Annotated in this window: 9 protein-coding genes; 3 read left to right on the top strand and 6 right to left on the bottom strand. The window is 69.2% G+C overall.

Translation table 11 applies throughout. The annotated features are described in order from the left end of the window. Nucleotides 1–23 precede the first annotated feature (23 nt). Entirely contained in the window at nt 24–1,349 is a 1,326-nt protein-coding gene (locus tag ACZ7OH_RS28195; protein ID WP_470283567.1) for an FAD-dependent oxidoreductase, read from the bottom strand. A gap of 98 nt (nt 1,350–1,447) precedes the next feature. Here ACZ7OH_RS28195 and ACZ7OH_RS28190 point away from each other — a divergent pair, with 98 nt between their 5' ends. Together ACZ7OH_RS28190 and ACZ7OH_RS28185 are read left to right on the top strand one after the other, a co-directional pair. Beyond that, the gene (locus tag ACZ7OH_RS28190) at nt 1,448–2,290 is read left to right on the top strand and encodes a helix-turn-helix domain-containing GNAT family N-acetyltransferase (protein WP_470283566.1); all 843 of its coding nucleotides are present in this window, start codon (nt 1,448–1,450) and stop codon (nt 2,288–2,290) included. 523 nt (nt 2,291–2,813) lie between these two features. Continuing rightward, a complete protein-coding gene (locus ACZ7OH_RS28185; RefSeq protein ID WP_470283565.1) occupies nt 2,814–6,119 on the top strand; it encodes an error-prone DNA polymerase in 3,306 nt (1,101 codons plus the stop codon). 716 nt (nt 6,120–6,835) lie between these two features. Here ACZ7OH_RS28185 and ACZ7OH_RS28180 read toward each other — a convergent pair. The 5 genes from ACZ7OH_RS28180 to ACZ7OH_RS28160 all read right to left on the bottom strand — a co-directional run bounded on the left by ACZ7OH_RS28180 (nt 6,836) and on the right by ACZ7OH_RS28160 (nt 14,534). Then, nucleotides 6,836–8,197, bottom strand: a complete 1,362-nt coding sequence (locus ACZ7OH_RS28180; protein ID WP_470283564.1) for a pyridoxal phosphate-dependent decarboxylase family protein — start codon at nt 8,195–8,197, stop codon at nt 6,836–6,838. A gap of 532 nt (nt 8,198–8,729) precedes the next feature. After that, complete coding sequence (locus ACZ7OH_RS28175; protein ID WP_470283563.1) at nt 8,730–9,143, bottom strand: hypothetical protein; 414 nt, start codon at nt 9,141–9,143, stop codon at nt 8,730–8,732. Further along, a complete protein-coding gene (locus ACZ7OH_RS28170; protein WP_470283562.1) occupies nt 9,140–11,224 on the bottom strand; it encodes a hypothetical protein in 2,085 nt (694 codons plus the stop codon). The genes ACZ7OH_RS28175 and ACZ7OH_RS28170 overlap by 4 nt, the downstream gene beginning before the upstream one ends. Continuing rightward, on the bottom strand, nt 11,221–12,891 hold the full coding sequence (locus ACZ7OH_RS28165) for a hypothetical protein (RefSeq protein ID WP_470283561.1): 1,671 nt from the start codon (nt 12,889–12,891) through the stop codon (nt 11,221–11,223). Before ACZ7OH_RS28165 ends, ACZ7OH_RS28170 begins: the two co-directional genes overlap by 4 nt. Before the next feature lie 146 nt (nt 12,892–13,037). Next, nucleotides 13,038–14,534 carry a tyrosine-type recombinase/integrase gene (locus ACZ7OH_RS28160; RefSeq protein WP_470283560.1) on the bottom strand — a complete coding sequence of 499 codons (1,497 nt, stop codon included), beginning with the start codon at nt 14,532–14,534 and terminating at the stop codon, nt 13,038–13,040. A 19-nt stretch (nt 14,535–14,553) separates the two neighbouring features. Here ACZ7OH_RS28160 and ACZ7OH_RS28155 point away from each other — a divergent pair, with 19 nt between their 5' ends. Further along, the gene (locus tag ACZ7OH_RS28155) at nt 14,554–15,018 is read left to right on the top strand and encodes a GNAT family N-acetyltransferase (RefSeq protein WP_470283559.1); all 465 of its coding nucleotides are present in this window, start codon (nt 14,554–14,556) and stop codon (nt 15,016–15,018) included. The last annotated feature ends 23 nt before the right edge of the window (nt 15,019–15,041 follow it).

The following is a 15,041-nucleotide window of genomic DNA, read 5'->3' as shown; positions in this document are numbered from 1 at the left end:
CGTGCTCGCCGACACGGCTTAGTTCAGTTCGACGGGGCCGACGGCGCCGACAACGTCAGCATCTCCGGCTCGGGAGCGCCGCAGCACCCGCCGACGGCCGGCTCGGCCTCGTCGAACAGGCCAGCACCGCCACAGACGCCGGTCTCGGCCATGATCAGCTCGACCCGGGCGGCGGCCTCGTGATCCCCGGCCAGGGCGGCGGCGATGCTGCGGACCTGCTCGTAACCGGTCTGGGCCAGGAACGTCGGCGCGCGCCCGTAGCTCTTCATCCCGGCCAGGAAGAAGTCCTGCTCCGGATGCGCCAGCTCCTTCGCGCCGTGCGGGTAGACGGTGCCGCAGGAGTGCACGTTCGGATCGACCAGCGGCGCCAGCGCGACCGGCGCCTGCAGCGTCGAGTCCAGCTCCAGCCGGATCTCCGACAGCCACGACAGTTCCGGCCGGAACCCGGTCAGCGCGATCACCTCGTCGACCGCCTCGACGCGGGCGCCGTCCGCCGAGACCAGCGCGATCCGGCCATCGGCGTCACGCTCGATCGCCTCGGTGCGGAACCCGGTCACGACCGTGACGAGCCCGGTGTCCACGGCTTCCTTCGCGCGCAGGCCGAGGGCGCCGCGGGCGGGCAGCTGGTCGGCCTCGCCGCCGCCGAAGGTGTTCCCGACTCCGCCGCGGCGCAGCACCCAGCTGATCCGCGTCCCGGACTCGCCGAGCCCGGCGAGCGCGACCAGGGCGGTCAACGCCGAGTGCCCGCTGCCCGCGACCACCACGTGCTTGCCCGCGTAACGCGGCTTCTCGGTGGCGAGGTCCGGGACCCGGTAGGAGATCCGGCCGGCCGCGGCGCGCTCGCCGATCGCCGGCAGGCCTTCGCCGCCGAGCGGATTCGGGGTCGACCACGTGCCGGACGCGTCGATCACCGCCTGGGCCAGGACTCGCTCCTCGCCGCCCTCGGCGGTGCGGATGTGGACTGAGAACGGCTCGCCGTCGCGGCCGCTGTCGACGATCCGGTCCCGGCCGCGTCGCGCCACGCCGATGACCTTGGCGCCGAAGCGCACCTGGTCGCCGAGGGCGTCGGCCAGCGGCCGCAGGTAGCGCTCCGCCCACTGCTGCCCGGTCGGGTAGCTGTCGCCGTCGGGGCGTGTCCAGCCGGTCGGCTCGAGCAGGCGCGCGGCCGCCGGGTCGACCAGCTCCGACCACGGCGAGAAGAGGCGGACGTGGTTCCACTGCTCCACGGCCGCGCCGGCCTGTTCGCCGCGTTCCAGTACCAGCGGCTGCAGTCCGCGTTCCCGCAGCTGCGCGGCCGCGGCCAGCCCCACCGGTCCCGCTCCGATCACCACGACAGGCAACTCGCTCATCCCCCACACCCTTTCATCGAAGACGCTCTATCAATGCCGAGCAATGTATAGACCGTCGTCGATTGACGCAACCATCGATCGCGGTCAATACTGTGGACATGACGACGACGCTCCCGCTCACGGCGCCGGTGCTCCCGGACGCCGAGGCCGCGACCTACGCGGAGTGGTTCTCCTGCCTGGCCGAGCCGATGCGGGTGAAGATCCTGCACGTCGTCGCTACGGCGGGCCGGGAGCTGACCATCGGCGGGCTGACCGAGATCATGGGCATCAGCCAGCCCACCGTGTCCCATCACGTGCGCAAGCTCGCCGATGTCGGCTTCCTTCACCTTCGCAAGCGCGCCACCGCCACGGTGATCTCGGTCAACCCGGCCTGCTGCACGGGGCTGCCGCACGCCGCTGACGCCGTCATGGGGATGCTGGCCCCCCGCCCCTGCTGCCCGGACAACCTCCCCGAGGGCGTCACCGTCCGCCCGCTGCGCCGCGGAGACTGGGGCGCGGTCCGCCGGATCTACGGCGAAGGGATGGCTACCGGGATCGCCACCTTCGAGACCGAGGTCCCCGGCCGCGAGGACTTGCACGCGAAGTGGCTGCCCGGGCATCGCTGGGTCGCCGAGCTCGACGGCCAGGTCGTCGGCTGGGCCGCCGCTACGCCGGTCTCCAGCCGCGAGTGCTACGCCGGCGTCGCCGAAACCTCGATCTACGTCGCCGACGGGCACCGCGGACGCGGCGTCGGCAAGGCACTGATCCACAAGCAGGTCACCGAAGCCGACGCGGCCGGCTTGTGGACTCTGCAGACCTCCATCTTCAACGAAAATCGCGCGTCGATCGCTCTGCACCGCACCGCCGGCTATCGCACGCTCGGTGTCCGCGAACGCATCGCGCAACGCGACGGCATCTGGCACGACACCGTCTTCCTCGAACGCCGCAGCCCGGTCAGTTGACGACGGGCGGGGCCGTTCGACCGCACCCGGCCCTGCCGCGCGACGCCGACGAGCCCGCACCCGAGCACCGGCCTGAGCGTCGTCTTTGGCCGCAATGTAGGGCGCCCGGTCGTGGCCGACTCGCTTGTTCCAGGCATCTGCAGTGGCGACCTCGATACCAGTCAGGCTGGCGAGCACGTCCACCGGCGGCTCCGCGGCGAGCACGAGCCGTGCGGCGTTGCGCTCGGAAAGGACGGGGATGCCGTGCTCGCGCAGTCGGCTGTAGAGCGCGGCAGGTCGGACGACCGCTCAGCCCCGTTGTGACCGATGCAACTCTGCCCGGTGCGCGATTGACTCTGCCACCATGACACCTAGAATCGAACGTCTGTTCCCCTGACCGTGTGACCGGCCAGCGGGAAGTGAACACGCTGTCTTCCCCACAGCGCCCGAGCACGACAGGGTGGTGCCGCCAGTGGGGACCCGACACACAACCGACCGGTCAACGGTCAGACGCGAACCGTCTCTCCAATTCAACAACCCGAGCGTGCCCTGGTCGGAAGTCGAGCGCATCGCCTCCGGCCGGGCACCGGTGCTCGGCGACGGTAGCGACTCGCCCGCGTGGTCACGCAAGCGCGAGGGCTACGCCGGCGCCCCGGCGGACCTGCGCGACCGGCGCGGCCGTGACGACGGCGGCGACCGGCTCCGTGCCCCGTACGCCGAGCTGCACGTCCACTCCAACTTCAGCTTCCTCGACGGCGCCTCCCACCCCGAAACCCTCGTCGAAGAAGCCGCCCGGCTGGAGCTGGACGCACTGGTGCTCACCGACCACGACGGCATGTACGGTGCCGTGCGATTCAACGACGCCGCCCGGGAACTCGGCGTGCGGGTCGGGTTCGGCGCCGAGCTCTCGCTCGACCTGCCCGCGCCGCAGGCCGGCGAGCCCGACCCTGCCGGGTCGCACCTGCTCGTGCTGGCCCGGCAGCAGGAGGGGTATCACCGGCTCTGCCGCGTCATCTCCCACGCCCAGATCGCCGGCGGCGAGAAAGGTCGCCCGGTCTACGACGTCGAGGAGGTCGTAGACGAGCTGGCCGGGCACGTCGTCGTCCTCACCGGCTGCCGCAAAGGCCCGGTCCGGCGCGCGCTCGCCGAGCACGGTCCGGCCGCGGCGCGGGCCGAGCTGGAGCGGCTGGTCGACTGGTTCGGGCATCAGCACGTCGCCGTCGAGCTGATCAACCATCGCCAGCCTCTCGACGACGCGGCCAACGACCTGCTCGACGGGCTGGCCCGCGATCTGCGGTTGCCGACGGTCGTGTCGAACAACGTCCACTACGCCACCCCCGCCGACGCGCCGGTCGCCGACGCCGTCGCCGCGGTCCGCGCCCGCCGGTCAGCGGAGGAGCTGGAGGGGTGGCGGCCGCCGTCGGGGCAGGCGTTCCTGCGCTCGGGGATGGAGCAGCGGCGCCGGTTCGAGCGCCGCTACCCCGGCGCCGTCGGCCGCGCCGCGGTGCTCGGGGTGGAGGTGGCGTTCGACCTGCAGCTCGTGGCCCCGGATCTGCCGCCATTCGACGTGCCGGCCGGGCATGACGAGATGTCGTTCCTGGCCGAGCTGACCTGGGCCGGCGCCGCCACCCGCTACGGCACCCGCGAGGAATCACCGCGGGCGTACGCGCAGCTGAAACACGAGCTGGACGTGATCAAGACCCTCGATTTCCCCGGCTACTTCCTCGTCGTGTGGGACATCGTCCGATTCTGCAAAGAAGCCAACATCCTCTGCCAAGGCCGTGGCTCGGCGGCGAACTCCGCGGTCTGCTACGCCCTCGGGATCTGCCACGCCGATCCAGTGAAGTGGAACCTGCTGTTCGAACGGTTCCTGGCCCCGGCGCGGGACGGGCCGCCGGACATCGACATCGACATCGAATCCGACCGCCGCGAGGAAGCCATCCAGTACGTCTACGAAAAGCACGGCCGATTCCACGCCGCGCAGGTCGCCAACGTCATCACCTACCGCGCCCCCTCCGCGGTGCGGGACGCGGCGAAGGCGCTCGGGCATTCCCCCGGGCAGCAAGACGCCTACGGGAAACTGGTCGATCGCTGGGGCGGCGTCGCCGCGACGAAACAGCAGAGCGCCGGAGAGATCCCAGCCGACGTGCTCGAACTGGCTGGCCGGATCGAGGACTTTCCTCGTCACCTCGGCATTCACTCCGGCGGCATGGTGATCTCGAAGCAGCCGGTGTCGGAGATCGTCCCGGTCGAGTGGGCGAGCATGGCGGACCGGTCGATCTTGCAGTGGGACAAGGACGACTGCGCAACCGTCGGGCTGGTCAAGTTCGACCTGCTCGGCCTCGGCATGCTGTCGGCGCTGCACTACATGATCGATCTCGTCGCCGAGCACCACGACACCACCGTGGACATCGGGAAGCTCGACCTGGCCGACCCGAAGGTCTACGACATGCTCTGCGAAGCCGACGCGGTCGGGGTCTTCCAGGTCGAGTCACGTGCTCAGCTGGCGACGCTGCCGCGGTTGCGGCCACGGAAGTTCTACGACCTCGTCGTCGAAGTCGCCCTCATCCGGCCCGGCCCCATCCAGGGCGGCTCGGTGCACCCCTATATCCGGCGCCGCCGCGGCGAGGAGGAGTGGCAGCACGCCCACCCCCTGCTCGCCGGCTCCCTGGACCGGACGCTCGGGGTGCCGCTGTTCCAGGAGCAGGTCATGCAGATGGCCGTCGACGTCGCGAGCTTCACCGGCGCCGAGGCTGACCAGCTCCGCCGCGCGATGGGTGCGAAACGGTCGAGTGCAAAGATGAAGGCGCTGATGGCGCGGTTCTTCTCCGGCTGCGCCGCCAACGGCCTCGACCGGGAGCTCGCCACCCGGATCTTCGAGCAGATCCACGCGTTCTCCGGTTACGGCTTCCCCGAAGCCCACTCGATGTCGTTCGCGCTGCTGGTCTACGCATCCTCGTGGTTCAAGCGCTACTACCCGGCCGCGTTCTGCGCGGGGCTGCTACGCGCGCAGCCGATGGGCTTCTATAGCCCGCAGTCCCTGGTCGCCGATGCCCGCCGCCACGGCGTGCTCGTGCGCGAGCCGGACATCAACGCGAGCCTCGCGCACGCCACCCTCGAACCCGACGCCGACAGCACCGGCGGGGTCGCGATCCGACTTGGCCTTGCCGGTGTCCGGCACCTCGGCGACGACGTGGCCGAGCAGATCGTCACCGAACGCCAAGCCCGCGGCCACTACACCGGAATTGGGGACCTCACCGGCCGCGTCCAGCTCAAGAAGACCGCCGCCGAAGCCCTCGCCACCGCCGGTGCGTTCACCCGCTTCGGCGGCGACCGCCGCCAGGACGTCTGGGCCGCCGGTGCCGCGGCGACTACCCGACCCGGGCACCTGCCCGGCCTGGTGCCCGGCCTCGACGCCCCTGCCTTGCCAGGGATGACCCGGTTCGAGGTCACCGCCGCCGATCTGTGGGCCACCAGCGTCTCTCCCGACTCCCATCCCGTGCAGTTCCTGCGGGAGCTGCTCGACGCGCGCGGCGCGATCACTACCGCCGCCCTCGCACGCGTCGAGGACGGCACCCGAGTCTGGGTCGGCGGAGCGGTCACCCACCGGCAACGGCCGGCCACGGCCGGCGGGATCACGTTCCTCAACCTCGAGGACGAGACCGGCATGGCCAATGTCCTGGTCTCGCCGGGGCTGTGGCAGCGCAACCGTGTCGTCGCCCGCGCCAGCGCCGCCCTGCTCATCCGTGGACAGGTCCAAGCCGCGGAAGGAGTCGTCACTCTCGTCGCCGACCGGATCGAAGCGCTCGACCTGTCCATGGCGACCGCACCGTCGCGCGACTTCCGGTGACCGCCGGCCAGCCCGCCGTCGGCGGTCCGCGATCCGGCGCCCGCGGCGAGTACGGCGATCTTCTGCCGATCCGGCCCGCCGCAGGCGTCCCCGTCCAGTGCCTGCGCGGGGAGTACCTCACCCACTACGGCATGACCCAGACCTACAGTCACCGGTATCGCCTGCATGGCACCCTTTGCTTGTGACCCCAGTTGCGGCCTGACCGTTGACCGCAATCATTACTGCCAGCCGACACAGCCCGGCCACCGACACCGCCAGCCGATCGGCTACGACCACTCGCTCCATCGGCGCATGACCACCTCCAACGTCTGTAAAGAGGAGCACCGGAGCCGGGCGACGTCGCTGGAAGTCCCCAACGAGTTTGAGGAAGAAATTCCAAACCATCGTGCCGAGCGCGTCTTCAAGGTCAGTTCGCCGACATCCAAGGTCGCCCACCGAGATCTTCTTGGAACCCCGCAACCGCCAGATAGGCAACCTGAAGACCAAGCAATGCGACGTCGACCGTCGAGACGTGATTCGAAATGTCGGGTTAGCGCGGCTTACCTGCGCCGTCGCTTCGCCACCGTCTTGCTCGCCGTAGCATCCGAGCGAGGCTTCCGCTATCGCTCAACGAGCGACATCGGCTACTCATCTAGAACGACCCAAGCCGCTTCGATGCCGACCGCGATGTTGAATGACTGCTCCAAACGCACCGCGTGCATTTCTTTGAAGAGGTATTAGTGCGTCGACTCGAAGATCGCTAGAAGATCGCCGACGGTCGTTGTTGGGTTCAAGATCGCAAGCCGGATGCACGGGTCTCCCTTGTGCTCCGTGGGTGTCACGAATGCGACCTGGTCTCGTAGCAATCTGGAACTCCAGGCCGAGTAATCAGAACCGGCCCAACCGGTCCGTTCGAACAGCAATACCGACAGATCGGGCTCCACTAGCAGTTTCAGGTGCTCATCGGCCCGGATGAGGTCGGCACCCGCGCGGGCGACCAGCAGAGTCTGTTCGATAGCCGCCCGGTAGGCGTTGGTGCCGTGCGCGGCGAGCGAGAACCACAAGGGCAAGCCGCGGGCCCGGCGCGTGAGATGGGTCCCGAAGTCGGACGGGTTCATCTCGCTCGCATCGGCGAGAGGGTCTAGATAAGCGGCGTGTTGGGTGTGGGCTGCTTGTGCGAGGCCACGGTCTCGGTATATGAGCGCGCACGAGTCATATGGACCGAACAGCCATTTATGGGGATCGATGATAAACGAGTCGGCGTGTTCGATGCCTCGATACAGGTCCTCGAGCTCGGGTGCGAGCAGGCCGGCGCCGCCGTAGGCGCCGTCGACGTGTAGCCACCAGCCGAACTCCTTGGCAACGCCGGCGACACCTTCAAGGTCATCGACCGTGCCAGCGTTCGTCGAACCGGCCGTTGCGACAACCGCGAAGATCTCCGCCCGCTTGTCCGCACCGATCGACTGCGTATAGTTGCGCAGCTGTTTCCCGGTCAGGCGTCCTCGGTCATCCGGGGGCACCGCGATCACGTCAACACCCATCACGGATTCGAGCAGGTACCGGATGGAGGAGTGCGTGTTCTCGCTGATGCAGACAGCGGCGCCCGCGACAGAGCGCCGTTCATCTGTCGAGCGGGCGCTGTGGCGTGCCGCGACGAGCGCGGACAGGTTGCCGGTGGTGCCGCCAGAGACGAATGTTCCTCCAGCTGATGCCGGGAAGCCTGCGAGATTTGCGATCCAGCGCAGAACCTGGTTTTCGACGTGGATCGCACCAGCGCCTTCGAGCCATGCGCCGGCGTAAATGCTCGAGGCGCCGACGAGCCCGTCGAACGCGGCAGCGTAGATCGTTGGACAGTTCGGCATGAACGCGAAGAAGCGTGGGTGGTCCAGGGACAAACAGGCAGGCTCGATGACCTCGGTCCAGAGTTCGGTCGCGTGGTGGGCGCCCACACCTTCCGGAGTGATCGTTGATCCCAAGCTTTGCTGCAACTCTGTAGCGCTGGGGATTTTCCCCAGCGACCGCGGTTCGGCAAGCCGACGTCGGGATAGGTCGGCTAGTGCGCGGACTACTTCGTCGGCAGCGGGCGTGTACTCGTGCATCAGCGGGCGGCTCCTGTCAGAGAGGTGCGTGCTTATATGAATGACTGTTGCCGGACGCGTCACGATGAGGCCAGCCGGTGGCGGAAATGCCTCTGCGCCACCATGTGACCGTCAATCGTGACTTTCACGGCCACTGATGCAATGTCTTGGATGCTATAGCAGCGTCCCATGATCGTGATGATCCGGTGTGGTCGGGTCACGCCTCAGATGCCGACGTCGCCGTTCTACCACGGTTGGTTCGCAACCTGCTCGATGCTGTCGTACGTGTCGTTAGATTCGATGGCTTGCATCGCGTCAGACTCGGTTCTCTCGGAGTCGCCTATGCCGCGGAAACCTGACGATGACGGCAGCGTAGCCATGGTGAGCGACGTAGTTCAGATAGGTGGTGTAGGTGATACCTTGGTTGAAGTCCTTATTGTTGGTGTGTAACGACGACTGCGTGCCTGGACCGGTTCCAGTTCCGGTTGGTAAGTATACGTCGGCGGCAGCCGGTCCGCCGATGTGACAAGCCGGTGCTGGTAATCCCGCCGCACTACCGTCGGGGTGGTCCGGTGTTGATGCGGCTGACGTTGCAGGCCGCTTCGAGTTCGACACGCAGGTGATGGTTGTCGAGGCTGAGACGTTGGATGGTGGCCATCGCCAGCGCCAGGTCTGCGGAGAGTTCGCGATTTGTGTGCCGTAGCCGGGTGTTCTGTTCGGTGAGCCGTTGCAGCGCGGTGCTACTTCCCTGGCTGGTGTCGGGCGTCGGACCGCCGTCGGGGCCGTGGACGATGTCGGCGACGACGTCCGGGAAGTTGCGGCGGAAGGTGGTGTTCGCCAGCCCCACGCGCCGGGCGAGGGCGATCACGGTCGGCGGCCGTCCGGTCGTGGTCTCGGCAGCTGCGCGGAGCGCGTCGAGGGCGGCTCGGACGTCGGCGTCGGTCGGCAGGCCGCGGTGGCGGGTCATGGTGTCTCCGTGGCGTGACGGGTCAGGAACGTGGTGATGCGGTCGCGTCGCTCGGTGAGGCGGTGCCGCAGCAGCGGCGGGAGCGCGGGTGTTCTCGCGAGTTCGTCCTCCATGCGGGACACCTCGTCGCGCAGCGCGGCCTGGTTCGCGCTGGTAAGGGCGACATTCGCGCACTCCAGTGGTCGGCACGCCGTCAGGTCGGGTCGGGATTCGGTGGCGCGCTTGTTGAGGCAGAGGGCGGCGTCGGGGCTGAATACGCAGGTGACGTACGTGCCCGGGTAGACGGCCGGATCGGAGCGGCGAAGCATCCGCTCGAGCCGCCGGGGATCGGTGACGACCGACCCGGCAAAGGCGGCGGCGAACGTGCCGAGGCGCTGGGTGGCGTCGGCGGCGGCCGGTCCGGTCAGGCCGGGATGGTCGTGGTCGGTGGCCATGGCCAGCAGTGCTTCGCCGCGGGTGAGGGCCTGTTCGGCTTCGACCTCGGCGCGGAATCCGGAGTCGGAGGTGCCGGCGTAGCCCTCGAACATGTGAATGCTCAGATGCCGGTATTGGATGGCGCCGGCGATGGAGCCGCCCGGACGGCGGGCGATGAACCAGGCGAGGGTGCGACGGAACTGCCGGGTGCGCAGCGGCCAGGGGCGTCCATCGACGTCGGGGACTGTGTCGCTGCGGCCGTGGGCGTGGCAGTAGCGGTTGATCCAGGTGATGAAGTCCTGCAGCTGCTGGTTGGTCGACGCCGTCCCGAAGACCTCCCGGTAGCCGTGGTCGGTGGTGCCGCGGGCCGGGGTGGCGTCGAACGTGACGAAGAGCAGGTCTTCGCCGGTGCCGTGACGGAGCTGTTCCAGCACGGCGAGGGCCTGGGCGGCGGGCTCGCCGACCGTCCAGGTTGCGGCGGCGCCGTGGGGATCGTGCTCGCCTTTGAACGCCAGGCTCCGCACCGACCAGCGGTAGGGAGCGCCGCCCGGGGTGCGGTGAATGCGCAGGCAGCCACGACGGAGGTGCTTGATCTCGCTGTCGCGCATGCCGGACAGGTAGGCGATGGTGATGTAGCAGGCAATGAACAGGATCCGCGCGAGCGCGTCCGCCGACTCCCGCGGATGACTGACCGGGATACCGTCCAGCCAGGGCTGTCCGTCCAGGCGGCACCGAATGGACACCGGGAGCCGGCTTTCAGGCGCGACGCCGACGATCCGTGCCGCGGCCTCGACCGCGGCGGGCCGGTCGCCGTGATACAGCGACTCTGTCCGGCACTTTGCCTGCCAGGCAAGAAACCGCAGATTCGGTCCATGCTCATGCCCAGGCAGCGGATCTCCGGCGGCGACGTAGCCGTCGAGGACGGCCTGGATCCGGTCACCGACGCCACGGTTGTCGCCTTGACGGTTGAGCCCGCGAGGGTGGCGATAGTCCTGAACACACCTGACTGCGGCGAGGACGTCGGGCGCGAAGTCGCGGACGAACCGCAGCGCCCAGCCGACCACCGGGCCGAGGACCTCTTCGGGGATCCGGTTCGTCGCGTTTTCCCCGCGCTGCGACAGGGGCACGCTCCAGCCGTCCAGGACCGCAGGATCGAGGGTCAAGGCGTCACCGAGCGAACCGCGGTACCGCCACAGCAGGCGGACCGCGGTGCAGGCCTGCGCCCGCACCATCCCCGACGCTCCAGTCAGGCGAAGGTGTTGTTCGTAGGCGGTCAGCTCGGCGGCGGTGACGTCCCGGATCGCGAGCGGTGTTGTCCGGCCGGTGGCCGCCTGGCCAGTGTCAAGCCAGGTCAGGAAACGGGCGAGGCGGGCGAACGCGGCATGCACGGTGGAGATCGCCAGGCGCGGCTCGTCGGACGGAAGGGACCCGGACAGCATGGTGTGGAACAGTTCCTTCGCGGTCCCGCGGTAGTGCGTGGGCACGGTGGAGAAGTCGAGTCGGAGATCCCTGGCCTGTTTTTGCAGGATTGCGGGGCCGAGCTCCCAGACCGGGTCGGCGAACCGTGACGTGGTCTCCAGCGCGACGCCGGGTCGCAGCGGCCGTCCGGCAAGTACCAGGTCATCCTCGACCGGGTGAGGGGCGCAGGCATGCGCGGCGTGTGTCACGGGTGCTCCCAGGGATCTTCGGCGAGGTCGAGCAGCACGTCAGGGACGGGCTCGCGGCGAGCGCGCTCGAGTTCGGCGGGGGTGAACTTCGGCAGGACGTGGTGCCGGATTGCTGCCCAGGTGGGGCCGTAGCGCGCCCACCAGCGGTCCGTGCTCTCGACGGTGCGGCGCTGGTCCAGGGTCTGCTGCAAGGCGAGGATCGCGGGCAGGTGCACGGGGGTGATCACGCAGTTCCCGCAGTGGAAGCAGTCCAGAAACGACACTCGCCGGCATGGCTGGCACGTGGCTGGATGCTCGTGCGGGTTAGCGCACGCGTTCCAAGCCGCCTCGACCGCGCCGGCAACCTCAGGCGGCTCGGTCGAGGCGTGAATCCGCAACGTGGCGCGGCCGCTGTCGGCCAGTGCGCGCTGGTGGGCTCCCAAGGCCTCCCGCTCCGCGTCGATCAGCGCCTCGGCGGTGACGTCCTCGGCCCACTCGATCGTCGTCTGGTCGCCACGCAGGTAGTCCGCGAACAACACCGCAGCGCTGTTGGACCGGGCTGCGGAGGGCAGGTAACCCCCGACGGCCCGGGTGCGGCGAACCTCCATGCTGGTGCGGACCCGGCCACAAGCGATGATCAACGGGTCAGTCGAGCCGTCAGGTCGCGGGTCGGTGCGCAGCCCGTGGCGGGCACTCCAGGCGGGCAGCTTCAGGCTGGCGTCGAGCTTGTGCGCGAACGGATCTGCGTGCTCGGAAACTGTTGGCCGGCTGCGGTCGGCGTTGCGCCAGATCGACCAGATCGAGGACGCGTTGCTGAAGGCGCGGCCGCGGGCCATCAGCCGGTGCGCGAGCAGATAGAGCCCGCCGGGCGTGTGCAGCTCGCGATGCGGTGGGCCGATCTCCCAGGTGACCGTCTCGGTCCAGCGCTGCCGCCCGCGTCGTCGTTTGATCACCTGCAGCTCGACCGCGCGACCCTCCAGGATCCGGTGCTCGGCGGGTAGTTCCTTGATGGTCTCGACGTTCCGTTGCGTCAGCGCGGTCAGCAGGATCAGCAGCGGTTCCAGGTCAGGCCGGGTGACAAACAGCTGCCCGGCCAGCGCACGCCGGCGAAGCTTCTCGGGACTCGCGGCGGTGCCACCCTTCCATGGGATCTCACCTGTGTCGGCAAGTGCGCGGACCGCAGACTGGGCGCTGTCCGTGTCGTCGTCGGGCGAGGTGAGGAGTTGTTCTCCGGCGTCGATCCGGGCACGGAGCGCGCCGACGTCGGCGCGGACGGCGTGCAGAATGCGGGCGAGCTCGCCGTCGCTGTAGCCCGACTTCGGTGTGGTCCGGGGGATCGTGGCTCGGCGGCTGAGATGATCCAGCACGCTGGCCGGTAGCTGATCCTGTAACGGCGCGATGCCGAACAGGGTGCGCAGTCCGAGCAGCTCGACACCGACCGACTGGGCGGTCACCGATCGTCGCCGGTCCTGGAAGTACGCCTCAACCTGGTTGGTCGTCAGCGCTCCCGGATGCGCTGGAGGATCGGCTGTCTGCGCGAGGGCGCGGATGAATCGGGCCATCGTCGACCACACGCCCTTGGCTGACGGCAGCGTCCGGCGGCTGCCTCCCGGCCCGATCAGCTGAGCGAGGGTCGCGGCCAGCGGTGGATGCCATCCCGGCAGCGGTAGCGCGGCGACGTCGAACACGTACCGGCGTCCGTCCTCGCCGGCAAACGGCACCGCCAGAGCAACAACACCGTCTGTGCCCGGCTTAGGCCGAGGGTCGTAGCAGCCAGAATCGGGCAGAGCGGCGCGGTGACCGCGATGCGTGCTTCCCCGACTGTCCTTTCCGGTCACCAGACGATCTCGTGCTCTCCGGCCAACGCGATCACCGACGGCTCGCGCGGGTCTTCCCATCCGTCCGGTACCAGTGCCATCCGCGTTTGCATCTCCAGCTCGGCCAGCGCATGCAGGTAGATCTGGGTGGTCACCATCGAGCGGTGCCCGAGTCGTCGACGCACCCAGTCCAGCGGATCCCCGAAGATCCGCGTGTAGTGCGTGCGTTGCTGCGGGTTCAGCTCGCCGAGCGCGGCGAGGTGACCGCGCTGCAGCTGCTCGAGCGTGACCACCGCGAACGTGTGCCGCAGCATGTGCGCGTGGCATTGCAGAGCCACACCGGCGTCGCGACAGCGGTGGTTGGCCTCGGCGAACACGCTTTTCCACCGCGACATCGACAGGGGCAACCCGTGCTCACCGAGCCACAGCGCCGCCGGCTCCAAGCCGTGTTCACCGTCGAACAGCACCCGCTGCCGCTCGGCCGGCCCCAGCCGCGCGAGCTTCACCGCCCCGCCCGCGCCGACGCGGACCGCGACCGCACGCGTGGGGCCCTCCAGCACCAGCGGGCGCCGCAGCCGCCGGTATCGGCCTTCCTCCTGCGCCTCGGCGACCACCGCAGCGCGATCGACCCGGATGTAGGACCGCAGATCAGACAGCGCCGACCCCGGAAGGTACACCCAGCGGGCCGAGGTCCCCTTCGCGATCGCTTCCGGCAGCCAGAACCGCCGATAGCCGCGCACCGGCCCGCTCTCTTCAGGGACCTCGAACACGGTCAGCGCGGACTGCTCCTGCAGCCGCAGGCCGGTCCGCACCATCACGTCGCTGAACACGGCGTTACGGGTCGCCCACCGGCCACGGAAACCTCCTCGGGCAAGGCCGTCCGCGCCGTAGCCGCGGAGCCCGACGTCGCGCCACACCCGGTAGGACGCCGGTGGCAGCCACGTCACGTCGCTGCGGCCGCCGCTGTGCGAATACGTCGCCGGGCGCTGCTCATCCAAGGTGCGGCGACCTGCCCACCCCGATCCTGACGGCGCCGGACGTCGGGATTTCTGTGGGATCGGGTTGACGTGCACGTGTCCGCATTGCAGGGCCCAGCGGTAGAATTGATTCACCGCCGCAACCTCGCGATCCCACGTCGCGCCCAACACGCCAGGACCGGCCGGGTCCTGGCGCCGCCACACCAGGTACGCAAGATGATCGTCCTCCACCGCGTCCCGCCACGATCGGTGGTCTCTTGCCGCCCACAGGAAGGACAGGAAGGCCGCGAGATCACGGGCATAGCCCTGCTGAGTCAGCAACGAACGATGCGCCATGGCCGGTGATCGGAAGAACTCGTTCAGATCGACGTCGAACTCGAACGCCGGGGAAAGCAGGAACGGGGTGCCCTCGTTCAGCCGCTCACGCCGGAGCCATCCTGCGCGGTCCGCCAGCAGGTCGTCTCCGAACGGTGCAGATCCTGCCTCGGCAGGAAGCTCTGCGCGGGTGAGAACAACCCGCCACACCTTGTCGCTCATCGATCAAGATCATCCGGTCATGACCGGCAGTGCACAACTCTGCGAAACCTGCAGGATCATCGAAGCGCGCGACCCGAGCGAACGTCGCCTCGCCGAATGGGCCCAGCTCGACGTCACCGACCAGCACCTCCCCGCGGCCGCGCCGCAGCAGGGACTCGTGCTGATCGCGCACCCGCCCGAGACCGGCACCCTCACCGGCCGGATCGAGCTCGTGCTCGACGGCGCCGCCGTTGGCGCCGTCACCCTTACCTGCTGTCCCGCGTGTCGGATCGCCACCCTCGACTACGTCCACGTCGTCGCCGAGTACCGCCGTCACGGCTACGGCCGCACTCTCGTCGCCGCAGCCCACGCCCGCACCCCCGACTACCGCTGGACCGCCCCGCTGCCGTCCGGAGGCATCGCGCAGGCATTCCGTGCCCGCATCCCGCACCCACCCGCTGCGCCCCTGTGCGTGCACCGCCAGTCCAGCGAAGGACCGCAGTGATCCCCGCACTCGAGGTCGCGAGG

The sequence above is a fragment of the Amycolatopsis sp. NPDC114478 genome, assembly GCF_055633805.1.
This window is presented reverse-complemented; position numbering and strand designations above follow the sequence as displayed.

Excerpts from the sequence above, each read along its gene's own strand:
- ACZ7OH_RS28195 (WP_470283567.1), bottom strand. The coding sequence starts at position 1,349 with ATGAGCGAGTTGCCTGTCGTGGTGATCGGAGCGGGACCGGTGGGGCTG.
- ACZ7OH_RS28190 (WP_470283566.1), top strand. The coding sequence starts at position 1,448 with ATGACGACGACGCTCCCGCTCACGGCGCCGGTGCTCCCGGACGCCGAG.
- ACZ7OH_RS28180 (WP_470283564.1), bottom strand. The coding sequence starts at position 8,197 with ATGCACGAGTACACGCCCGCTGCCGACGAAGTAGTCCGCGCACTAGCC.
- ACZ7OH_RS28175 (WP_470283563.1), bottom strand. The coding sequence starts at position 9,143 with ATGACCCGCCACCGCGGCCTGCCGACCGACGCCGACGTCCGAGCCGCC.
- ACZ7OH_RS28160 (WP_470283560.1), bottom strand. The coding sequence starts at position 14,534 with ATGAGCGACAAGGTGTGGCGGGTTGTTCTCACCCGCGCAGAGCTTCCT.
- ACZ7OH_RS28155 (WP_470283559.1), top strand. The coding sequence starts at position 14,554 with ATGACCGGCAGTGCACAACTCTGCGAAACCTGCAGGATCATCGAAGCG.